The organism is Bifidobacterium parmae (assembly GCF_002860365.1).
Classification (GTDB): domain Bacteria; phylum Actinomycetota; class Actinomycetes; order Actinomycetales; family Bifidobacteriaceae; genus Bifidobacterium; species Bifidobacterium parmae.
In genome coordinates this window covers 76,266-99,086 of record NZ_NMWT01000003.1, presented here as the reverse complement: position 1 = coordinate 99,086, position 22,821 = coordinate 76,266, and the positions used below count along the sequence as shown (strand labels likewise).

Genomic DNA, 22,821 nt, shown 5'->3' with positions numbered 1-22,821 from the left:
TCCAGCTCTCATCCGCGCACGAGAATACACGCCGGTACGGCTCGGCTCCCGGCGAACGCACACGGATTGACATTCCCCACCTATTTGTAGGCTGGAATCATGTCATTCGCAGATATATTCGGTATGTTCGACCCCGATTTCGACCCGCGCGGCAACCGCGGGCGGTCCGGTCGGAACGGATCGCAGGGACGCGCCGAACGTTCCGACGACGATCCGATCATCATCAACGTCGAAACGGACGGCGACGACGGCGCGGACGCCGCCGGCTCCGGCGCACGACGCGGCGGAGGAGCGGGCCGGCCCCCGTTCGGCCCCGGATTCCCGCGCATCACGCGCAAACCCTCACGGCCGAACAAGGGCCCGCGCGGCGTGGACCGCGGCACGAAGATCCTCATCGGCGTGGTGGCGGCGCTCGCCATCGTCGTCGGCCTGTTCTTCGGCCTCTCCCGGTTCATCACCGACCTCATGTGGTACGGCCAGCTCGGCTTCCAATCCGTCGTCTGGACGCAGCTCGGCGTGAAGGTCGGCCTGTGGGTCGCGTACGCGCTGCTCATGGGCCTCGTCGGATTCCTGTCCGCATGGCTCGCGATCCGCGCCCGCCCCGACGCGGCCGACGGCTCGCGCGTGCGCGTCGACGGCGACGTGGTCGAAGTGAAGCAGACCGTCAGCTCGAAGACCGCGCGACGCGTCGCCGCCATCATCTCCGTGATTGTGGGCGCCGTGTTCGGCGCGCAGTTCAACGCGAACTGGGCCGACGTGCTGCTCATGTTCCACGCGCAGAGCTTCGGCGTCAAGGACCCGCAGTTCGGACTCGACAACGGCTTCTACGTGTTCGTGCTGCCCGGCCTGCGGCTCGTCATGTCCGCCGTGTCGATGCTGCTGTTCGTCGGCGTCGTCTTCTCCGTCGCCACCCACGTGATGATGGGCGGCATACGCCTGACCATGCCGGTGAACGGCCGCGGCCTGTTCGCCATCACGAAGCGCGCGCGTCGCCAGATCGCCGTGTGGCTCATGCTCAACATGTTCGCGCTCGCCGCCTCCACCGCGCTCGGCGTGTTCGCGCACCTCACCCAGCAGGGCTCGCGCATCACCGGCGCCACGTACACGACCGTCAACGCGACCATCCCGGTCACGTTCATCATGGCCGCGCTCATCGCGATCCTCGGCGTCGTGCTCGGCGTGTGGCTGATGCGCTCGCATGCGCTGGAGGGCGCGCAGCCGCTCGGCGTGCGCGCCTCCGCCGCCCTCAAGGCGTGGCGCACGCCGGTCGTCGCGATCGCCGTCGTGGTCGTCGTCTCCATGGTCCTGACCATCGTCTGGCCGGCGCTGCTGCAGCGGTTCCGCGTCAACCCGAACGCGCAGGAGATGGAATCCACGTACATCCAGCGCAACATCGACGCCACGCGCGCCGCCTACGGCCTCGACAAGCTCAAGACCGAGAACTACAAGGCCACCACGAAGGGCGAATCCGGCGCGCTGAGCTCGGAGGGCGAGACCACGGCGCAGATCCGCCTGCTCGACCCGCAGGTCGTCTCGCCGACGTTCAAGCAGCTCCAGCAGTCCAAGCAGTACTACACGTTCGCCGACACGCTCGCCGTCGACAAGTACGAGATCGACGGCAAGAGCCAGGACACGGTGATCGCCGCCCGCGAGCTCGACCTCGCCGGCAACGACAACCGCAACTGGGTCAACGACCACACCGTGTACACGCACGGCTACGGCGTCGTCGCCGCCTACGGCAACAAGGTGACCGCCGACGGCCAGCCCGAGTTCTTCGAATCCGGCATCCCCACGCAGGGCAAGCTCACCGAATCCGAGAAGTACGAGCCGCGCATCTACTTCTCGCCGAACATGGGCGAATACTCGATCGTCGGCGCGCCCGAAGGCACCGCCGCATGGGAGTTCGATTATCCGACCGGTTCGAAGGGCGCGACCAACACGTTCAAGGGGAACGGCGGCCCGTCCGTCGGCAACCTGTTCTCGCGTCTCCTGTACGCGATCCGCTTCGGCTCCGACCAGATCCTTTTCTCCGACCGCGTGACCTCCGCCTCGCAGATCCTCTACGACCGGTCGCCGCGCGAACGCGTCGCCAAGGTCGCCCCGTACCTCACGCTCGACGGCCGCGTCTACCCGGCGGTGGTCGACGGCCGCGTCAAGTGGATCGTCGACGGCTACACTACGTCCGACGCCTACCCGTACTCGCAGATGACTGACCTCGGCTCGGCGACCAAGGACTCCACCACGGTCTCGTCGTCCACCGTGACCGGTCTCGGCACGCAGCAGGCGAACTACATCCGCAACTCGGTGAAGGCCACCGTCGACGCGTACGACGGCTCCGTCGACCTGTACGTGTGGGACAAGTCCGACCCGGTCATCAAGGCGTGGGAGCAGATCTTCCCCGGCCAATACCACCAGCTGAGCGAGATCAGCGGCGACCTGATGAGCCACATGCGCTACCCGGAGAACCTGTTCAAGGTGCAGCGCGAACTGCTCGCCAAGTACCATGTGACCTCCGCCAGCCAGTACTATTCGGGCGAGGACTTCTGGCAGACGCCGGTCGACCCGACCGAATCGCAGCAGGCGCAGGACCAGGACATCCTCCAGCCGCCCTACTATCTGACCCTCCAGACCGGCGGCACCAAGAAGCCGGTGTTCTCCCTGACCTCCTCGTACATCCCCGCCGGCACGTCGACGCGCGAGATCCTCACCGGATTCCTCTCCGTCGACTCGGACGCGGGCTCCACGAAGGGCGAGATCGGGCCGAACTACGGCACCTTGCGGTTGCAGGAGCTGCCGAAGGACTCCAACGTGCCCGGACCCGGACAGGCGCAGAACAACTTCAACGCGGACGCCGACGTGTCCAAGGAGCTGAACCTCCTGCAATCCGGTTCCACGAACGTGGTGCGCGGCAACCTGCTCACCCTGCCGTTGGGCGGCGGCCTCGTCTACGTGCAGCCCGTGTACGTGAAGTCCTCGGGCGCCACCTCGTTCCCGCTGCTCAAGAAGGTGCTCGTCGCGTTCGGCGACCAGGTCGGGTTCGCCGACACGCTCGACGAGGCGCTCGACCAGGTGTTCGGCGGCGACTCCGGCGCGTCCGCCGGCGACGCGGCGAACGTCGCGGGCGGGTCTGGTTCGGGTTCGTCCGGTTCGTCGGGTTCGGGTGCCTCCGGTTCGTCCGGTTCGTCGGGTGATACGTCGAAGAACGGTTCCGGCGACGACAAGGATTCCGGTTCGTCGGGTTCGGCATCGTCGGGTTCGTCGGGTTCGTCCACGGCGCGCAGCCCCGAGCTCAAGCAGGCGCTCGACGACGCCGCCCAGGCGATGAAGGACAGCCAGGACGCCATGAGGAACGGCGACTGGACCGCCTACGGCGAAGCCCAGAAGGCCCTTGAGGACGCGTTGAACAAGGCCATCGAACTGGAGCAGTAGTTCCGGGGCGGGGCGTCGAACCCCGTATTCGACGCCCCCGATACATCCCCGCACCACCGCACGGCGCAAGAAATCCCGGGAATCGGCGTGATTCTCCGGGATTTCTTGCATTGACCCATCGTCAGCGCGATTTTTCCCGGACGACGGTGCCGATTTCCGGGATTAGTGGCGCTGAGTCGTCTCCAGCGCAAGGATTCCCGGATGATGGGGACATTCTCCGGGATTGTTTGCGCCGGCGACGCGCCAGCGCGACTTTTCCCGGACCGAGCCGGTTTCCTCCGGGATTTCTTGCGCCGGGTGTTAGGCTGTCGGCATGTCCTATCTGTTCCGGGCCGCGACCGCATCCGACATCCAGGCCATCACCGACATCTACAACGCGTCCGTCATCGAGGGCGGCGCCACCGCCGATCTGGAGCCACGCACCCTCGCCCAGCGCCGCGCATGGGTGGAATCGCATAAGCCCCCTTACGGGGTGTTCGTCGTAGAGGCGACGAACGACGGTGACGACGGCGTCTCCTGCGGTGGCCGGGAGATCACAAACGACGGCATGACGACCGTCCAGTGCGATAGCGACGGTGCCCGCGCACGTGAGGTCGTCGCCTTCGGCGCGCTGTCCGTGTTCTACGACCGCGCCGGCTACGACGGCGTCACCGACCTCGCCTACTACATCGCGCCGCAGTGGCGGCATCGCGGCGTCGGCACGTTCCTGCTCGACCGTCTGCTCGACGAGGCGAGGGACCGCCGCATGTGCAAGGCCATCGGCATCATCTTCGCCGACAACGCCGGATCGACCGCCCTGATGCGCCGCTTCGGCTTCACCCGGTTCGGTCTCCTCCCCGCCGCCGCCACCGACGCGACCGGCATCATGCACGACATGTCCTACTGGTACCTGGACCTGTGATCGGGACGTCCGTCCCCGTCACACGTCCGTGCCCTTGACTGAGGCGGTGGGTACAATCTGTTCGGTCGAAAACGAGTAAGGCGCAGTAAGGAGCAACGCACATGGCATCGGATTTCTGGCTGATCGCGGGACTGGGCAACCCGGGCAAGAAGTATGAGGATACGCGGCACAATATGGGCTTCATGACCGCCGACGTGCTCGCGGAACGCTGGTCGGTCAACTTCGCCGACCACAAGGGGCTCGCCATGCTCGGCAAGGGCGCGATGCATCTCGACGGCCGCGCCGTCAAGTTCTTCCTCGCCAAGCCGCTCACCTACATGAACGAGTCCGGCAACGCGGTCGCCTCGATCTGCTCCTACTACCAGATCCAGCCCGACCATGTCGTCGTCATCCACGACGACATGGACCTCGACTTCGGCCGCATCAAGGTCAAGGCGGGCGGTTCCGCCGGAGGACACAACGGTATCAAATCCATCGACAAGTCGCTGGGCACGCCGAAGTACGCGCGCGTGCGCATGGGCGTCGGCCACGCGCGCCGCGGCGCCAACGCGCACGACAACACCATCAACTGGGTGCTCGGCGGCTTCGGCCCCGACCAGCGCAAGCAGCTGCCCGAATTCCTCATGGACGGCGCGGACGCCGCCGAGGACATCATCTTCAAGGGACTCGCCAAGACCCAGGAGAAGTTCAATGGCCGCTGACGCCGAGAAGACGCCCGTGACCGGCGCGGACTCCGCGGCCGGCGCGACCGGACGCGACTTCGTCGACGGTTCGCTCGCCGGACTGCTCGAACGGCTCACTGACGGCGATCCCGCGTTCCGCAAGGTCGCGGCCGGCGACGTCGAGCCGCCGGAAGGCGTCGACGACGCGACCGTCGTCGGCATGCCCGAAGGCTTGCGTCCGGCGCTTGCCGCCGCCATCGCGCAGGGAACGGGTGACCAAACAGATAAAACGGGCAAGGCCGGCAAGCCGGTCGTCCTCGTCGTCGCCTCCGGGCGCGAGGCCGAGGAGACCGTCGGCGCGCTGCGCTCCTGGTATGACGGGAACCCCGGCGACATCGCCCAATTGGAGGCGTGGGAGACGCTGCCGCACGAGCGGCTCAGCCCCCGCGCCGACACGGTCGCCAGCCGCATGGCCGTGTTCCGGCGTCTCAAGCATCCGAGCGACGTCGATCCGATGTTCGGCCGCATCCGCATCCTCGTCATGCCGGTGCGCTCGCTCATCCAGCCGATAGTCGCCGGTCTCGCCGACGTCGAACCGCTCGTGTTCACGCGCGGCGAGGACCTGCCGCTCGACGAGGCGGCGTCCCGTCTCGTCGAGAACGCGTACACGCGCGTCGAGCTCGTCATGGATCGCGGCGAGTTCGCGGTGCGTGGCGGCATCCTCGACGTGTTCCCGCCGACCGCGCCGCATCCGGTGCGCATCGAGTTCTTCGGCGACGAGATCGACGGCATCAAGGAGTTCCACGCCTCCGACCAGCGCACCTATGGCGACGGCCTCACGACCATCTGGGCGACGCCCTGCCGCGAGCTGCAGCTCACCGACCGGGTGCGCGCCCGCGCGAAATCGCTGATCGGCTCCATCCCGAACGCCGACGACATGCTCGAATCCATCGCGAACGCCGTCCCCGTCGAAGGCATGGAATCGCTGATGCCGGCGCTCATCGACGACATGGAGCCGGTCACTGGTCTGCTGCCCGGGAACGCCGTCATCCTGCTGAGCGACCCGGAGAAGCTGCGCCGCTCCGCCGAGGACCTCGCCAAGACGGCGAACGAGTTCCTCGCCGCCAGCTGGCACGTCGCCGCGTCCGGCCACGGCGCCGGCGCGCCCATCACCTTCGATCAGGCGAGCTTCATCGACTACGACGAGGCGGTATCCGCGCTCGAGAACTCGAAGCACGACGTGATTCGCCTCACCAGCTTCACCGTCGACGGTTCGCGCCCGGGGCGCGTGCAGGTCGACGCGACGAACCCGGGGGAGTACCGCGGCGACGAGTCCAAGGCCGCCGCCGGCATCGAAGGACTCATCGACGCCGGGTTCGACGTGACCATCACCGCGGCGGCCAAGGGCACGCTCGCTCGTCTCAAGCGCGCCGTCAACGCGACCGGCATCACCCGATTCGATACGATCCGCTCGCAGGCCGTCGACGGCTTCGTCGACAGGCGGGCGAGGACCGCCCTGCTCACCGAACGCGACCTGACCGGCCGCACGTCGGCGATGGCGCAGGCGAAGACCCCGAAGCGCCGCCGCAAGGCCATCGACCTGATGGAGCTCAAGGCCGGCGACTACGTGGTGCATGAGCAGCATGGCATCGGCCGGTTCGTCGAGATGCGCCAGCGCACCATCGGCACCGGCGCGAACCGGACCACGCGCGAATACCTCGTCATCGAATACGCGCCGAGCAAGCGCGGCGCCCCGGCGGACAAGCTGTTCATCCCCACCGACCAGCTCGACCAGGTGAGCAAGTACATCGGCGCCGAAGCGCCCAAGCTCAACAAGCTGGGCGGCTCCGACTGGGCGGCCACCAAGGCGAAGGCCCGCAAGCACGTCAAGGAGATCGCCGACGACCTGGTGAAGCTGTACTCGGCCCGCCAGCGCACGCCCGGCTTCGCGTTCAGCCCGGACACCCCGTGGCAGAAGGAGCTGGAGGACGCGTTCCCCTACCAGGAGACCGCCGACCAGCTCACCACCATCGACGAGGTCAAGCACGACATGGAGCAGCCGCGTCCGATGGACCGCCTCATCTGCGGCGACGTGGGCTTCGGCAAGACCGAGATCGCGGTGCGCGCCGCGTTCAAGGCCATCCAGGACGGCAAGCAGGTGGCCGTGCTCGTGCCCACCACGCTGCTCGTCCAGCAGCACTACGAGACGTTTACCGAACGATACGAGGGTTTCCCCGTCAACGTGGCGGCGATGAGCCGCTTCCAGAAACCCAAGGAGATCAAGGAGACCATCGAGGGGCTGGCTGCCGGCACCGTGGACGTGGTCATCGGCACGCACAAGCTGCTCAACCCGAAGATCAGGTTCAAGGATCTGGGCCTCGTCATCATCGACGAGGAGCAGCGGTTCGGCGTCGAGCACAAGGAGACGCTCAAGGCCCTGAGGACCAACGTCGACGTGCTGTCCCTGTCCGCCACGCCGATCCCACGCACGCTGGAGATGGCCGTCACCGGCATCCGCGAGATGTCGACGCTCGCCACCCCGCCGGAGGACCGTCTGCCGGTGCTCACCTACGTGGGCGCCTACGAGGACGCGCAGGTCACGGCCGCGGTGCGCCGCGAGCTGCTGCGCGGCGGGCAGGTGTTCTACGTGCACAACCGCGTGGAGGACATCGCGCGCATCGCCGAGAAGATCCACACGCTCGTGCCGGAGGCGAAGGTCGGCGTCGCGCACGGCAAGATGGGCGAGAAGCAGCTCGACCAGATCATCCGCGACTTCTGGCACCGCGACATCGACGTGCTCGTATGCACGACGATCATCGAGACCGGATTGGATATCTCGAACGCGAACACGCTGATCGTCGACCATGCGGACCGTTTCGGCCTCTCGCAGCTCCACCAGCTGCGCGGGCGCGTCGGCCGCGGCCGTGAACGCGCGTACGCGTACTTCCTGTACGACCCGTCCAAGCCGATGACCCAGCAGTCGCACGACAGGCTCGCCACGATCGCGCAGAACACGGCGTTGGGCTCCGGCTTCGACGTGGCGATGAAGGATCTGGAGCTCAGGGGCACCGGCAATCTGCTCGGCGACCAGCAGTCCGGGCACATCGAGGGCGTCGGCTTCGACCTGTACGTGCGCATGGTCTCCGAGGCCGTCGAAAAGTACAAGGAGCCGGACAAGGCGGCCGAACCGGTGAACGTGTCGATCGACCTGCCGGTCGAGGCGTCGATTCCGGTCGACTACATCGACTCGGACAAGCTGCGTCTGGAGGCGTACCGCAAGCTGGCCGCCGCGCGTGACGAGAACGACCTGAAGGATCTCGCCGAGGAGCTCGTCGATCGTTACGGCCCGCTGCCGGAGGAGTTCGAGATGCTGTTCGGCGTGGCGCGCCTCAAGTTCAGGGCGCGCGAGCTCGGCATCTCGGAGATTCTCGCCCAGTCGAACCGTCTGCGCGTCGGCCGCGTCGACCCGCCCGAGTCGATGCTCATGCGCATGTCGCGCATCTACAAGGGGTTCCAGTACCGGCCGGTCACCCACCAGATGATCATCCCCACGCCGTTCGGCGGTTCGCTCGGCAAGGGGCCGATGCCCGGCGAGCAGGTGATGGACTGGGTGTCCGACCTGCTCAACGACCTGGCCTACGTGCCGGGAAAACGCCGGTGAGCCGGTGAGCCGAGCGGCGGGGAGCGGGACGGGGCTCGGACTCTGCAAGGCCCTACAGGATCGTCTCCATGCCGACCTTGTAGGGCTTCAAACCCATCCGCTCGTAGAACGCCTGCGCACCCGGATTGCACGACCACACGTTGAGCGTCACGTTGTAGCAGCCGGAGCCGCGGGCGAAACCGAGCACGTGACGGTAGACGGCGGTGCCCACGTGGCGGCCCCGCGCCGCCTCGTCGACGCAGATGTCGTCGATGTAGAGTGTCGTGACGTCGGTCAGGACATGATTGCCGGGGTGGCGTTCGAACACGCAGAACGCGTAGCCGTAGAGCGTCGCGTCGTCGGCGTCGGAGAACGCGCCGAAGACCGGTCGTTCGTCGTCGGCGAGAATCGCCTCGAGCTCGTCGTCGGTGTATTTCGTCGCGTTCGCCTTGAACAGGTCGGGGCGGCCGGCGTGATGGACGTTCGCCACCTGCCGCAGCAGCCGGTGGAGTTCGGGGATGTCGCGCTTCTCGGCGCGGCGGATGTGCATGTCGTTCATGCGGGCCAGTCTAGTCCGCGGCCGTTGCGCATGTCCGGACCGTGGAACGTCGACGGGAGTCGAACGGGGTGTGAAACAACGTTGAAATATCGGTGAACATTGGGATGTGAACGCTCACAACACGCAATGCGGAACCCTTGCGCGTAGTCCATCAATCACACTATTCTTGACGATGTCATCACAACCTAACGTTAAAGGAGTAGTTGTGGCAGCAATTGAAAGCGTCTACGCGCGTCAGATTCTCGATTCCCGCGGCAACCCGACCGTCCAGGTCGTTCTGGACACTGAGGACGGCGCCCGCGGTCTGGGTCTGGTCCCGTCCGGTGCCTCCACCGGTGAGGCCGAGGCCTGGGAGCGTCGCGACGGCGACAAGTCCGTCTACGGCGGCAAGGGCGTTCTGAACGCGGTCAAGGCCGTCAACGAGGAGATCGCTCCGAAGGTCATCGGCATGGATGCCTCCGACCAGCGCGCCCTCGACGACCTGATGATTGAGCTCGACGGCACCCCGAACAAGGGCCGTCTGGGCGCCAACGCCATCCTCGGCGTCTCCCTGGCCGCCCTGTACGCCGCCGCCGAGTCCGCCGACGAGCCGCTGTACCGCTACATCGGCGGCACCAACGGCCACATCCTGCCGGTGCCGAACATGAACATCATGAACGGCGGCGCCCACGCGGACTTCGCCACCGACATCCAGGAGTACATGATCTCCCCGTACGGCTTCGACACCTACTCCGAGGCCCTGCAGGCCGGCGTCGAGGTCTACCACACCCTGAAGAACGTCCTCAAGAAGGAAGGCCTGAACACGGGCCTCGGCGACGAGGGCGGCTTCGCTCCGAAGATGAAGTCCAACAAGGACTCCCTCAACTACATCATGGACGCCATCTCCGCCGCCGGCTACGAGCCGGGCAAGCAGATCGGCATCTCCCTCGACGTCGCCTCCTCCGAGTTCTACAACAAGGAGACCGGCAAGTACCACTTCGAGGGCGACGAGCGCGACTCCCAGTACATGCTCGACTTCTACGAGCAGCTCATCGAGGAGTACCCGATCGTCTCCATCGAGGATCCGTTCAACGAGGAGGGCTGGGAAGACTGGACCGCCATCACCAAGCTGCTCGGCGACCGCCTGCAGTTCGTCGGTGACGACCTGCTCGTGACCAACCCGGCCCGTCTGGCCAAGGCCATCGAGCTCGGCGCCGCCAACTCCCTGCTGGTCAAGCTGAACCAGATCGGCACCGTGACCGAGACCCTCGACGCCATCGAGCTGGCCACCGCCAACGGCTACACCTCCATGGTCTCCCACCGTTCCGGCGAGACCCCGGACACCACCATCTCCGACCTGGCCGTCGCCAAGAACACCCGCCAGATCAAGACCGGTGCCCCGGCCCGTGGCGAGCGCGTCGCCAAGTACAACCGCCTGCTCGAGATCGAGGAGGAGCTCGGCTCCACCGCGAAGTACGCCGGCTACAGCGCCTTCAAGGCCTGCAAGAAGTACATCAACAAGTGAGCATGAGTCAGTCTCTCACGGAGATTGCATGATTTTCCGGAGGAGAATGGCTGTGTGATACATATGGGGCCATTGTATCTTGTGAAGATACAATGGCCCCATTGTTGTTTCGGTCGATTTGTCCCATATCTCAAGTCCTCCATAACGTGTGATTGAAATGAACAGGTGAATCGTATCTTTGGATATCAATGCGGATGAAGCTATTAGCGATACGCATGTCGTGTGGCGATGCTATACTTGTCATTGACAATGATGTCATTGAAAGGGATAGATGATTGAAAAGAAGTTTTATATCTTTCGTAGCTTTTTTGATTATACTGACATTATCTCCTTTAACTCCATCCGCCTATGCATCCGAAAATAAGTATCTCTCAGTGCCGATAGTTCAACAAGCCAAAAGTAATTGGTGTTGGGTCGCTGTTTCAAAGAGTTTGTCGTTGTATTTCGGCGGTGTGAATGATACGCAATGTCAATACTATCGGTGGGGGAAAACGTCAAGCGATTGTCCCAATGAGACAGGAGATTTCTATCATGTCGGCAAGGCAATGGCAGGTGGTGGCGTCGTAAATCGGGGCACCATAGTGCAGCGCGCCTTGACACAAGACGAAATAATGAACGGCATCAGACATAATAGTCCCATGCTGATGCGATGGGGATGGAAAACCTCGACAAGTTCGGAAGAATCCGGTGGTTTCACTGGCGGTCATATGATGGTTATCAGCGGATATCAGTATGACCCGAATTTTTTTGTTGTTGCATATATGGATCCGTTATTACCCTATATGACATCGGCCCTTTACGAGAACGTGGTTGAAGATCAAAGGCATGTATGGACTCATAGCCGATATGGGATGGGAGGCTAGCGCCATGAGGGCACTTATATGCAAATGCTATCTTTCCGTTGTATTACTGGTTGCGTTGGTTGCCATGCCGATTCCATATGCCATAGGAATCGGACATGACGATACGATTCGTGCGTATCTTCAACAGACAAAGACGCGAGAGGCAACGGCGATGCTGGTTTCTACCGGTTTGGAGGCGAACGGTCGTGATGCTTCGGATGTCAATGCGGACACGATTGAATTCAATGAAATCAGGCGTCTTCGCGAGGTATGGCAGTCAACGGATGACATTTCCGAGTCGTACCTGGGAAGTGCGACTCAACATCGATGGGGGGTTTCCATTGCGATTCACGGAGAAATTGTTGGCGTGGCAACCGTGGAGGAATCGGATGAAGGTCCCTCCATGGCGACGTTCTATCCTGACATGACTCTGGCCCAGTGCATAGATAGTTCCTCATCGAATAGTGAAATCATCTTCGATGTTCCATCGTATGCAATGTTCTCGTTGCAGGGGAATCGGTTGTCGCCGATGAATGACAATGCGCAAAAACTGTCGGATGGGGAGCGGCCGGTTGATGAGGCACTGCGGGAAATACAGGAGCGGAAACTATTATCTGCTTCATCTACAGAGAGTGGCGGAGCTCCTGTGAACACGAACAAGCAGCAGACCGATGATTCCTTTACGATTCCGCTGGCATTGGCGATACCTGCCGTATCTGGTGCAGCTTTAGGCGTGATAATGATACGCAAGTGGTTGCGAAAAAGAGCTGAACGTTCCAGGTAAGCATGAGGGCGGCCATAGCGCAGCAGCAGAATGCCCGTCGTGTTCCGTCGAACGCGACGGGTATTTTGTTGCCCATGACCACACGGAACCGGATACCACGCGCGGGGGACGCCAAGTCCGCCGCGAAAGCGAAGAGGAACCGTCGTTCCGGCAACTCCGGCCCGATCGCCTTCTTCGTCTCCCTGTTCATCATCGCGGTCGGCACCATCCAGCTCGTCTCCACGTTCAACACGTACGCGGCCGACCTCGCCCACCTCAACAGCCTCAAGCGCGAGGAGGCGGCGCTCGTCGCCCAGAAGCAGGAGCTGGAGAACGACATCTCCCGCTGGGACGACAAGAACTACGTGGCCGCGCAGGCGCGCGAACGCCTCGGCTTCGTCTTCCCCGGCGAGACGCCGGTCCGCGTGCAGAACCCGCAGGCCGTGACCGGCGACGGCAGCGGCACCGGCAAGAAGACCGGCGACGACACGGACACGTCGAAGCAGCTGCCTTGGTACAGTGAGCTCTCGTACGCGTTCAAGAAGGCCGACGAACCGCTGCCCAAGAACTCCACGGGCACGCAGGGGACGACCGGAACACAGAAGAACCAGCAGGATTCCGGCTCCACCTCGACGGATACGACCACGACCAAGAAGGACCAACAGTGACCACCACCATCGACCCGACCGCACTGGCCGACCAGATCCTCGACCACCCGGCCACCGAAGCCGACATCGCCATCGTCGAACACCAGCTCGGACGCTACCCGCGCGGCATGGCCGCCGTCGGCGCGCGCTGCGTGTGTGGCCGTCCGCTCGCCGTCGTCACCCGTCCGCTGCTGCCCGGCGGCGTGCCGTTCCCCACCACCTGCTATCTGACCAGCCCGGAGGCCGTCAAAGCCGCCTCGCACGTGGAGGCCGACGGCGTGATGCAGGAATACAGCAGACTCGTCGCCGAGGACGAGGACGTGAAGGCCGCCTACGCGCACGCGCACGAGCTGTACCTCGCGTTCCGCCACGAGATCGCCGCCAAGCTCGGCGACACCGAGGAACATATCGAAGGCACGTCGGCCGGCGGCATGCCCGTGCGCGTCAAATGCCTGCACGCGCTGATCGCCCAGTCGCTCGTCATGGGCCGCGGCGCCAACCCGATCGGCGACATGGTGCTCGACCGCGTGAAGGACGAGTTCGACCCGGCCGTATGCCGCTGCAGCGTGCTGGACTGACAAGGAAAGGAAGCATCATGGGCAAGGCGGTGACCGTCGCGGGAATCGACTGCGGCACCAACTCCATCCGACTGAAGATCGCGCGCGTCGACGAACACGGCATGACCGAGATCGTGCCGCGCCAGCTGCGCGTCATCCGACTCGGCCAGGACGTCGACAAGACGCACCGGTTCGCCGACGAGGCGCTGGAACGCGCCTACGAGGCGGCGCGCGAGTTCGCCGGCATCCTCGCCGAGCATCCGGTCGACGGCATCCGCTTCGTAGCCACCTCCGCCACGCGCGACGCCGAGAACCGCGAGGAGTTCGAGGACGGCATCGAGGCGATCCTCGGCGTACGCCCCGAGGTCATCCCCGGCACGGAGGAGGCCGACCTGAGCTTCCTCGGCGCCACGTCGGTCGTCGACCGCGCCGACCTCAGGCCGCCCTATCTGGTCGTCGACCTGGGCGGCGGCTCCACCGAACTCGTCATCGGCGGCGACGGCGAGACCGCGCCCGCCACGCAGGTGCAGGCCGCGTATTCGATGAACATCGGCTCCGTGCGCATGACCGAACGGCACCTCAGGACCGACCCGCCCACCGAGGAGGAGATCGCCGAGGCCGTCGCCGACATCGACGCGCACATCGACGAGGCGTTCCGTACCGTGCCCGCCGGCAAGGCGCGCACCATCATCGGCGTGTCCGGCACCGTGACCACGATGACCGCGCTCGCCATCGGACTGAAGGAGTACGACCACTCCATCGTCGACGGCCACCGCCTGTCCATCGCCGACGCGACCGGCATCGACGACCTGTTCCTGCGCATGACGCGCGAACAGCGCCGCGCCTACAAGACGATCCATCCCGGGCGCATCGACGTGGTGGGCGGCGGCGCCGTCGTCTGGAACCGCGTGCTCGCCAAGGTGAGCGAGGCCGCGCGGATCGACCACGGCGAGGCCATCGACTCGTACGTGGCGAGCGAGCACGGCCTGCTCGACGGCATCGTCCTCGATTACGGACGTCGTCTGCTCGCCGCGTGACGCGATTCCGCGTGACGCGACCCGGTTTCACGTGACGTGACCGGACACGACCGTGCGCCGCGACCCGACACGCGGGCGCGGCGCATAGTACAATGACACGGTCGGTTCCCACCGGCCAAGGCCCCCGTGGCGAAATCGGTAGACGCAGTCGACTTAAAATCGATCGCTTCGGCGTGCGGGTTCGAGTCCCGCCGGGGGCACTTCCCATCGTTCGCGGCGCAAGCCGTCACCACCCGTCATCATCCGGAAACAAACCGCCGAAACATACGGCGGCTAGGCTCGTTCCCCGTCCCGGCCACAAACACGTGAAGGAGAGGAACGCCATGCCGTCCAGCTGGACCCACGTCGACAAGGACACCACGACCGGACTGCCGATCATGCTCGCGCAGAACATCATCGTCGGCACCGCGCTCACCGTCGGCGCGATCGCCTGCTCCGGCTTCTACCTCGCGATGATCGGCAACGTCGCCTCCCTCGTGCCGTGGGCGCTCGTCGTCACGTTCGTCGCCGTCGCCTACACATACGTCGTCGGCTTCGCGCTCCTGTGGTGCGTCGAATCGTTCACCCTGCGCATGCGCGACAAGTTCAAGCCCATCGCCTACGGCGTCGTCGGCGCGATTGGCTACGGCGTGTGGGGCCTGTTCGTGATGACCTCGGTGATGAACTCGCTCGACCAGCCGCTCAACGGCGTCGTGCTCGCCAACGGCGACGTGGCCGCCATCGCCGTCAACTATGCGGCGTTCGGATTCATCGCCACCATGCTCGGCCAGGCGCACGCGCCGAAACTTGCCGCCAGACGCAAGACCGCGATTGGCCTGCTCGTCGCGCAGATCGCGCTCGCCGCGCTCGGACTCGTCTGCGCGGTGATGATGTTCTCCGCGCTCGGCAGGTAGCCGGGCGGGTCAGGCAGCCAGACAAGGCAGATAAGGAGGAACCCCCATGTTCAGCGTCCTCGACATGTTCTCCATCGGCGTCGGCCCCAGCTCGTCGCACACCGTCGGACCGATGTCCGCCGCGCACGCGTTCGTCGCCTCGATGCGCGACGACGGCCTCGTCGAACGCACGGACCGCGTCAAAGTCACCCTGTACGGCTCGCTCGCGCTCACCGGTCTCGGCCACGGCACCGACCGCGCCGTCATGGCCGGACTCGAAGGCAACGTGCCCGCCACCGTCGACACGCAGCACATGCTGCGCATCCGCGAGACCTGCGCGCTCGACGACACGCTCAACCTCGCCGGCGTCAAACGCATCGGATTCCACTACGACAAGGACATGGTCTTCGAACAGTGGAAGCGCATGGCCGCCCACCCCAACGGCATGCGGTTCCAGGCGTTCGACGCGGCCGGCAGCCTCGTCGACGAACAGGTCTGGTATTCGATCGGCGGCGGCTTCATCCGCCAGGGCAAACCCGACGACCTCATGATCGGCATCCACGAGCGGCCGCCGGAAGGCACCTCGTTCGCCGACGAGGACGAATCCGCGTCCACCGACTTCGGCCCGGACGCGCCCTACCCGTTCTCCTCCTGCTCCGAACTCGTCGACCTGTGCCGCGAACACCATCTGAGCATCGCCGAACTCGTGTGGGCCAACGAGACCGCCACACGCTCCGGCGTGCAGGTGCGCGCCGCCATCGACAACGTGTGGCGCGTCATGCGCGAATGCGTGAACCACGGCTGCTCGTCCACCGAACCCGTGCTGCCCGGCGGTCTCGACGTACCCCGCCGCGCGCCGAAGATGTACGCGCGACTCGCCTCCAACGCCGACGTGCTGCGCCGCGACCGGCAGCGCCGCGACGCCGTGCTCGAAAGCTCCGACGCCGCATGGGTGGACCTGTTCGCGCTCGCCGTCTCCGAGGAGAACGCCGGAGGAGGACGCATCGTGACCGCCCCCACCAACGGTTCGGCCGGCATCATCCCCGCCGTGCTCCACTACTACTGGCATTTCGTCGACGACGCGAACGAGCAGGGCGTCGTCACGTTCCTGCTCACCGCCGGCGCGATCGGCTACCTGTTCAAGCGCAACGCGTCGATCTCCGGCGCGGAGGTCGGCTGCCAGGGCGAGGTGGGATCAGCCTGCTCGATGGCCGCCGCCGGACTCGCCGCCGTGATGGGCGGCACCCCCGAGCAGGTGGAGAACGCGGCCGAGATCGGCATCGAGCACAATCTGGGACTCACCTGCGATCCGGTCGGCGGCCTCGTGCAGATCCCCTGCATCGAACGCAACGCGATGGCCGCGAACACCGCCATCAACGCGGTGCGCATGGCCATGCTCGGCGACGGCTCGCACATCGTGAGCCTCGACCAGGCGATCCGCACGATGAAGGAGACCGGCGAGGACATGATGGCCAAGTACAAGGAGACCTCGAAGGGCGGCCTCGCCGTCAACGTGGTCGAATGCTGAAGCGGTCGAACGCCGGCGTGGTCGAATGCGGGACGCCGCGCGTCGGTGGTGCTAGTATGGTCGGCATTGTGTCCGATTGCGGATGAGTTCCGTATACGGGCGTGCGCCGCTGCATGCGCGCGCCCAGTGAGATAGGAGGCAGCCCATGGCTGATATGCCCACCGTGCAGGCCGAGTTCGGCACCACGCCGGTCATCGAGTTCCCGACCGCCGAGGCGCCGGCCGGTCTCAAGGTCGTCGAGGTCGTGGAGGGCGACGGTCCGATGGTCCGTCGCGGCGACACCGTCACCGTGAACTACCATGGCGTCGTGTGGGGCAAGAGCGAGCCGTTCGACTCCAGCTTCGACCGCCACCAGCCGGCCAGCTTCGGCATCGGCGTCGGCCAGGTCATCAAGGGCTGGGACCAGACCGTGCCGGGCCACAACGTCGGCTCCCGCCTCATCGTCTCCATCCCGCCGGAGTACGGCTACGGCTCGCGCGGCGTCCCGCAGGCCGGCATCGGCGGCGGCGACACGCTCGTGTTCGTGATCGACATCATCTCCACGCGCTGAGCGCGGCGGCAGCGGATTCTTCAGGAAGCGCCGGGGAGAACCGCCGGCGCTTTCGCATACCACGACAGACAACCACATATCCCCAAGGAACCGGTCGCGGCGGCCTCCATCGGCACGTCGGCGGATCGCAGGGGAGGACAAGGAACAGACATGGCAGAAGACGACAAGGATATCCTGCTCACGCAGGAGGCGTACGACAAGATGAAGGAGGAGCTCGCCTGGCGCGAGGGCGAGTACCGCGACGAGATCCTCGCCAAGGTGTCCGCCGCGCGCGCGGAGGGCGATCTGAGCGAGAACGGCGGCTACCAGGCCGCCCGCGAGGCGCAGCGCGTCAACCAGGGCCGCATCGACGAGCTCACCGTGAAGCTGCGCCACGCGAAGATCCTCACCGCCCCGCCGGCCGGCAAGGTGGGCGACGGCTCCCTCGTCACGCTCGACATCATGGGCCGCGAGAAGGTGTTCGTGCTCGGCACGCGCGACCTGTCGATCGCCACCGATCACGACATCATCAGCCCCGAGTCCCCGATCGGCGCCGCCATCAACGGCGCGAACGCCGGCGACACGGTGAGCTACAAGGCTCCGAACGGCCGCGAGATCTCCGTGACCATCAAGGAGTCCAAGCCGCTCGTGTGAGCGTGGCGGCGCGTGCGACGCGCGATACGGCGAAGGCCCTCGGATTCCCGTCGATTCGATCGATCGGGGGGATCCGAGGGCCTTCGCGCATGTGGCGGCCGTGTCCGTGCCGCGCGCCGTCGTGCATCCGGCTGCCGGGATCACACCCACAGCGCCACGATCACCATGTAGATGGCGACCATGTGGCAGGCGTATCCGGCGACGGTGCCGCAGTGGAAGATCTCGTGGAAGCCGAACACGCGGGGCCACGGATCGGGCTTGCGCAGCGCGTAGACGATCGCGCCGAGGATGTAGCAGGCGCCGCCCGCGCACAGCAGGATCACGACCGCGGGGCCGGCGTAGGGGGAGCGCCAGAACAGCATCATGAACGCGAGCCCGTAGATGCCGAAGATGATGTACACGACCGTGTAGAGCCAGCGTGGCGCGGAGATCCAGATCACGTGGATGACCATCGCCACGGCCGTGCACGCCCACATCGAGATGATGATGAAGTTGCGCCAGAACGGCTGGAGGGCGAACGAGACCGGCGTGTAGGTGCCGGCGATGAGCAGGAAGATGTTCACGTGGTCGATGCGGCGCAGCACGTCGGTGACGTGCGGGCTCCAATCGCCCAGATGGTAGCAGGCGGAGTTCGTGAACAGCACGAGCGAGGCGGTCATGAACACGGCGCACGCCCATTTGAGGCCCACCCCCTGCGCGAGGCAGATGAGCACGATGCCGGCGGCCAGCGACAGCGGCGAGGCGACCGCGTGGATCCAGCCGCGCATGGCGGGCTTCGGGCGTCCATGCACGTCGAGGCGGATCTTGCGTTCCACTTCGGCCGGTGCGATGCCCTCCAGACGCAACGCCTTCGCCTCGCCCTTGGCGATGACGTGTTTCGCCTTCGCCTCCGCCTTGAGCCGGATCTCCTGGGCCTTGAGCTCGGACTTGCTGCGTGCCGCGTCCGCCTTCGCCTTCAACGCCTGCTCGCGGGCGTCGATGACCGCCTGCCGTTTCGCCTTGAGCTGCTCGTCCGTCAGCTCCCTCTTATATGCCATGCCGCCTCCGGCCTTTCGATTGTTGACATATCTTCAACTTACGTTACCGTAACCTACGATACCGTAGGTTACGGCGAAGTCAAGCATCATCGAGCATAATCCCATATCCGCGACTACCATGGGGAGCGTTGTTCCACGGGCCGCGTCGCGGACGCGGGCCACGGGTGAACGCGGCATGGTCGACGCCTGCCGCATGGATGAGGGAGAGAGAGTCATGATCGTATGCCCGGTGTGCGGCCATCAGGAGGAGTCCGGTTCGTTCTGCACCGAATGCGGCGCGCCTCTGGGCGGCCAGCCCCAGCAGAACGACGCCACCGTCATCGACGGCATGGCGCAGCCCGCCGCCGACGCCTACGCGTACGCATCCCAGCCCGGCCAGCCCATGCAGCCCATGATGCAGCAGGAGACGCAGACCACGGGACAGCCCGTGTTCGCCGGCGCGGGAGCCGCCGGGCAGCCGGTATTCCCCGGCCAGCCGCAACCGGTGCCCGGTGCCGGCGACGGCGGCGCGGCGGCCGGTGCGCGGCGCGGCTTCAATCCCGCCGTGATCGTCGCCATCGTCGCCGCGGTCGCGCTCGTGATCGGCTGCATCGCGTTCGGCACGCACCAGATGGGATTATGGGGGTCGGCCACCGTGCCCGACTACACGTCGTGGACGGTCTCCGGCGGCGAGGGCATCACCGCCGACGAGGCGGCGCAGCGTCTGCGCGACGCCGGATTCGAGACCACCATCGAACAGCAGTATTCGAACGAGAAGAAAGGCGTGTTCATCGGCGTCAAAGGCATCGACCCCGGCGCCAAGCTCAAAGCCCGGTCGACCGTGACCGTACTGGAATCGCGGGGGCCTCGCGCCACGTCCTCCGACGGTTCCGGCTCGTCCTCCTCCGATGACGACGGCGACTCGTCCGACTCGGGGTCGACCAAGTCGACGAAGACGCCGAAGATCACCGACGACCAGCTGAAGAAGATCGCCGACCAGTACTCGTCCAGCGACGTGGCCGTCTCCGCGATGGTCATCGGCTCCGGCTCGTCGTCCGGATCCTCCAAGTCGGGCTCGCCGTCATCCACCGAACAGGGCCACACCCGCTTCGAGGCGGCCGGCCTCTACCTGCCCGTCTACCTCGCCGCGCAGGACCACGGCGGCGACGCGGCCTCGCAGGCCAACGCGATGATGAGCGGCATGGACAACAACGCCGGCAACAACGCGGTCGCCGCCATGGGCGGCTGGAGCGCGGTCAACTCGTGGCTGAGCTCCAACGGCTACAACGACACCTCGTTCAACCGCAACTTCGGCGACGTGGCCGCCAGCAACGCCGGCTACACCAACCAGAGCTCCTCGGCCGACACCGCCCGCATGCTCGCCGCCGTCGAACAGAAGGGCGGAGCCGGCCTGATGAACGTCGACATCGCCTCCGAGGGCGTCTCCATCCCCTCCGGCATGACCGTGCACGCGCACCGCGGCATGGGCATCCAGAACACGTGGAACTACTTCGCCATCGTCGAGGCGCACGGCCACAAGGCCGCGGTCTCGGTCGTCACGCAGAACCAGGGCAAGGAGCAGGCCGCCCGGCTCATGAGCCAGGTGCTCTCCTCCGTCGACTCCAGCCTCAAGCAGTAGTCCCGCGTCGGTAGGCGCGTTGCGTATGATGGGAGCCATGGCAGATTTCTCCCAGATACTCGCAACGCGGCCGGACCTCGACGACAGGGACAGGGAATGGCTGCACCAGCTCGTCGCCGACTGGCAGGTGATCGCCGACCTGAGCTTCGCCGACCTCCTGCTCATCATGCAGAACGGCGACGGCCGCTACGTCGTGGCCGAACAATGCCGTCCCTCCACCGTGATGACGCTGCGCACCGACGACGTCGTCGGCGACATCATGCCCGAGGCGATGACCGGCGAACTCGACGCCGCCATGCAGTCGGCCGTCGTGTTCCGGTCCACCGTGCTGAGGACCGTCGGCAAATCCACCGTGTGCAACGTGTACGCGCCCGTGCGCCACAACGGCAAGACGCTCGGCCTCGTCGTGCGCGAGACCAACATGGCCACGCGCGAATCCAACGGCCGCTACGAATCCGAAAGCATCAACGCCGGCAAGCAGCTGTACGAGATGATCCCGCGCGGCCAGTTCCCGTACTCCGATTCGGTGATGAGCCAGCGTCACATGGCCCGCGTCGCCGACGGCTTCATCGTGCTCACGATGGACGGCATCGTCCGCTACGCCTCGCCGAACGCGATCAGCTGCTTCCGTCGTCTCGGCCTGCTCACCACGATGCAGGGGCATTACCTGAGCGAGCTCGGCGCCGACCTGCTGCGCGAGCAGAACGAGCAGGTCGACGAACAGCTGCCGCTCGTGCTCAGCGGCAAGGCCGCCGTCGACTCCGAGATCACCACGGACCGTTCCGCCGTGTCCGTGCGCTCGCTGCCCCTGTACGACATGAACGGGCGCACCGGCGGCATCGTCCTGTGCCGCGACGTCACCGAACTGCGCCGCCGCGAACAGGAGCTGCAGACCAAGGACGCGGCGATCTCCGAGATCCACCACCGCGTGAAGAACAACCTGCAGGCCGTCTCGGCCCTGCTGCGCCTCCAGGCGCGCAAGACCAAGTCGGAGGAGGTCAAGAAGGAGCTCAAGGAGGCGCAGCGCCGCGTGCAGACCATCGCCATGGTGCACGAGGGACTGAGCCAGACCGTCGACGAGGTCGTCGACTTCGACAAGGTGATCGCCAGCCTGCTCAAGATGGCCGTCGATGTCGCCACGATGCGCGACCAGCACATCGACATCGACTTCGTCGGCAAGTTCGGCATGATGCCCGCCCAGGACGCGACCCCGCTGTCGCTCGTGCTCACCGAGCTGATCACGAACTCCGTCGAGCACGGCTTCGAGGGGCGCAAGGAAGGCCACATCACCATCTCGGTGGGACGTTCCGGCTCGAACCTGAGCGTCATCGTCGAGGACGACGGCACCGGCATCGACACGGAGGCGCAGGGCGGCATGGCGCGGTCCTCCGGTTCCGGTCTCGGCACGCAGATCATCAACACGTTCGTCACGAACGACTTCGGCGGCACCGTGCGCTGGGAGCCGCGCCGCGGCGGCGGCACCCGCGTCGTGCTCGACATGAAGCTGCGCGCCGCGCAGGCCGAGTGACGCGGCGGACGACGCGCCGGGTGCCGTGACGGCGGTGACGCGACGGCACCCGGCATCGGGAGATTCTTCCGAAACATGGAGGAGGCCCGACCCCTTGTGGGGTCGGGCCTCCTCCATGCGAATATGCAAGCGGAAAACCGCGATTCCGCCATGACGCGCGGACCGTGGGGAAGACGCGAATCTCAGATCTGCATCTGCATGGCCTGCGAGCGACGCAGACGCATCGCCTTGCGCTTGAGCTGACGACGCTCGTCCTCGCTCAGACCGCCCCACACGCCGTAATCCTGGTTCGTGTCAAGCGCGCACTTGAGGCATGCGTCGATCACCTTGCAGGTGCGGCACACGGCCTTCGCCTCCTCGATCTGCTGGTAGGCTGCACCGGTGTTGCCCACCGGGAAGAACAGCTCCGGATCCTTGTCGCGGCACGCGGCCTTGGCGCGCCAATCGTAAGCACTGCTCATCGTCGTTACACTCCTGTCCGAGCCCTCTACATCCTGTCTCCATATACCTAAGC

19 protein-coding genes and 1 tRNA gene are annotated in these 22,821 nt (G+C 65.6%); 17 read left to right on the top strand and 3 right to left on the bottom strand.

The annotated features are described in order from the left end of the window. Positions 1–99: 99 nt before the first annotated feature. From Uis4E_RS01860 to mfd, 4 genes are all read left to right on the top strand, one after another. Entirely contained in the window at positions 100–3,429 is a 3,330-nt protein-coding gene (locus Uis4E_RS01860) for a UPF0182 family membrane protein (RefSeq protein ID WP_101621590.1), read from the top strand. Positions 3,430–3,742: 313 nt separating this feature from the next. Next, positions 3,743–4,330: a GNAT family N-acetyltransferase gene (locus tag Uis4E_RS01855; RefSeq protein ID WP_101621589.1), complete on the top strand. Its 588-nt coding sequence runs from the start codon at positions 3,743–3,745 to the stop codon at positions 4,328–4,330. Positions 4,331–4,431: 101 nt separating this feature from the next. Beyond that, positions 4,432–5,031: an aminoacyl-tRNA hydrolase gene (gene pth / locus Uis4E_RS01850; RefSeq protein WP_101621587.1), complete on the top strand. Its 600-nt coding sequence runs from the start codon at positions 4,432–4,434 to the stop codon at positions 5,029–5,031. Then, on the top strand, positions 5,021–8,653 hold the full coding sequence (gene mfd, locus Uis4E_RS01845) for a transcription-repair coupling factor (RefSeq protein WP_101621585.1): 3,633 nt from the start codon (positions 5,021–5,023) through the stop codon (positions 8,651–8,653). Before pth ends, mfd begins: the two co-directional genes overlap by 11 nt. A 52-nt stretch (positions 8,654–8,705) precedes the next feature. Here mfd and Uis4E_RS01840 read toward each other — a convergent pair whose 3' ends face one another. After that, positions 8,706–9,191: a GNAT family N-acetyltransferase gene (locus Uis4E_RS01840; RefSeq protein WP_101621583.1), complete on the bottom strand. Its 486-nt coding sequence runs from the start codon at positions 9,189–9,191 to the stop codon at positions 8,706–8,708. Between the two features lie 205 nt (positions 9,192–9,396). Here Uis4E_RS01840 and eno point away from each other — a divergent pair, with 205 nt between their 5' ends. The 11 genes from eno to Uis4E_RS01790 all read left to right on the top strand — a co-directional run bounded on the left by eno (position 9,397) and on the right by Uis4E_RS01790 (position 18,124). Continuing rightward, the gene (gene eno, locus Uis4E_RS01835; RefSeq protein ID WP_034526353.1) at positions 9,397–10,695 is read left to right on the top strand and encodes a phosphopyruvate hydratase; all 1,299 of its coding nucleotides are present in this window, start codon (positions 9,397–9,399) and stop codon (positions 10,693–10,695) included. A gap of 374 nt (positions 10,696–11,069) precedes the next feature. After that, entirely contained in the window at positions 11,070–11,558 is a 489-nt protein-coding gene (locus Uis4E_RS12385) for a papain-like cysteine protease family protein (protein ID WP_423734903.1), read from the top strand. Continuing rightward, complete coding sequence (locus Uis4E_RS11625) at positions 11,506–12,321, top strand: hypothetical protein (RefSeq protein ID WP_165784805.1); 816 nt, start codon at positions 11,506–11,508, stop codon at positions 12,319–12,321. The genes Uis4E_RS12385 and Uis4E_RS11625 overlap by 53 nt, the downstream gene beginning before the upstream one ends. Before the next feature lie 74 nt (positions 12,322–12,395). Next, complete coding sequence (locus tag Uis4E_RS01825) at positions 12,396–12,968, top strand: FtsB family cell division protein (RefSeq protein WP_101621578.1); 573 nt, start codon at positions 12,396–12,398, stop codon at positions 12,966–12,968. Then, entirely contained in the window at positions 12,965–13,525 is a 561-nt protein-coding gene (locus tag Uis4E_RS01820; RefSeq protein WP_243394271.1) for a DUF501 domain-containing protein, read from the top strand. Before Uis4E_RS01825 ends, Uis4E_RS01820 begins: the two co-directional genes overlap by 4 nt. 17 nt (positions 13,526–13,542) lie before the next feature. After that, a complete protein-coding gene (locus tag Uis4E_RS01815; protein WP_101621576.1) occupies positions 13,543–14,541 on the top strand; it encodes a Ppx/GppA phosphatase family protein in 999 nt (332 codons plus the stop codon). 120 nt (positions 14,542–14,661) lie between these two features. Next, positions 14,662–14,741, top strand: a tRNA-Leu gene (locus tag Uis4E_RS01810). Positions 14,742–14,864: 123 nt separating this feature from the next. Then, the gene (locus Uis4E_RS01805; RefSeq protein WP_101621574.1) at positions 14,865–15,434 is read left to right on the top strand and encodes a cadmium transporter; all 570 of its coding nucleotides are present in this window, start codon (positions 14,865–14,867) and stop codon (positions 15,432–15,434) included. A 46-nt stretch (positions 15,435–15,480) separates the two neighbouring features. Then, entirely contained in the window at positions 15,481–16,941 is a 1,461-nt protein-coding gene (locus tag Uis4E_RS01800) for an L-serine ammonia-lyase (RefSeq protein ID WP_101621572.1), read from the top strand. 145 nt (positions 16,942–17,086) lie between these two features. Continuing rightward, a complete protein-coding gene (locus tag Uis4E_RS01795; protein ID WP_101621570.1) occupies positions 17,087–17,491 on the top strand; it encodes an FKBP-type peptidyl-prolyl cis-trans isomerase in 405 nt (134 codons plus the stop codon). A 150-nt stretch (positions 17,492–17,641) separates the two neighbouring features. After that, a complete protein-coding gene (locus tag Uis4E_RS01790) occupies positions 17,642–18,124 on the top strand; it encodes a GreA/GreB family elongation factor (RefSeq protein WP_034526396.1) in 483 nt (160 codons plus the stop codon). Positions 18,125–18,264: 140 nt separating this feature from the next. Here the strand turns inward: Uis4E_RS01790 and trhA are convergent, their stop codons facing one another. Continuing rightward, positions 18,265–19,161, bottom strand: a complete 897-nt coding sequence (gene trhA, locus Uis4E_RS01785) for a PAQR family membrane homeostasis protein TrhA (RefSeq protein WP_101621569.1) — start codon at positions 19,159–19,161, stop codon at positions 18,265–18,267. 214 nt (positions 19,162–19,375) lie between these two features. Here trhA and Uis4E_RS01780 point away from each other — a divergent pair, with 214 nt between their 5' ends. Together Uis4E_RS01780 and Uis4E_RS01775 are read left to right on the top strand one after the other, a co-directional pair. Next, entirely contained in the window at positions 19,376–20,779 is a 1,404-nt protein-coding gene (locus Uis4E_RS01780; RefSeq protein ID WP_101621567.1) for a serine hydrolase, read from the top strand. Positions 20,780–20,816: 37 nt separating this feature from the next. Further along, complete coding sequence (locus Uis4E_RS01775; RefSeq protein ID WP_101621565.1) at positions 20,817–22,307, top strand: sensor histidine kinase; 1,491 nt, start codon at positions 20,817–20,819, stop codon at positions 22,305–22,307. Between the two features lie 182 nt (positions 22,308–22,489). On the opposite strand, the gene Uis4E_RS01770 is transcribed toward Uis4E_RS01775, so the two are convergent. Next, entirely contained in the window at positions 22,490–22,768 is a 279-nt protein-coding gene (locus tag Uis4E_RS01770; RefSeq protein WP_034526413.1) for a WhiB family transcriptional regulator, read from the bottom strand. Between the last annotated feature and the right edge of the window lie 53 nt (positions 22,769–22,821).